General features: G+C 35.1%; 1 protein-coding gene. It reads left to right on the plus strand.

All coding sequences use genetic code 11. The features are described 5' to 3' along the window. Positions 1-248 (plus strand): hypothetical protein (locus tag AAEZ02_RS23170; RefSeq protein ID WP_351125527.1); only part of this gene is annotated, 248 nt, incomplete at both ends.

Below are 248 nucleotides of genomic sequence, written 5' to 3' on the forward strand. Positions count from 1 at the left end.
CTAATAGCTCCAGAAAATGCAAAAACAGGTAGCGTTACAGTTAAAAGAAATACAGAATTTAAAATTATCCCTTTTACGCTTCTTGAAAATAGGGTCGATATTAGATTTGGAGATAATGGCAATAATGCAGATGATAAATTTGCTCTTTGGATAAACAACAAGCAAATAGGTTTGATGTCTAGTGGGGCGAGAGTTGTCAATATCAGTGAACAATTACAACCTGGTAGTTATACTGTGGAGCTAAAGGG

It is taken from the genome of Shewanella sp. T24-MNA-CIBAN-0130 (assembly GCF_040310185.1).
Lineage (GTDB): Bacteria > Pseudomonadota > Gammaproteobacteria > Enterobacterales > Shewanellaceae > Shewanella > Shewanella psychromarinicola.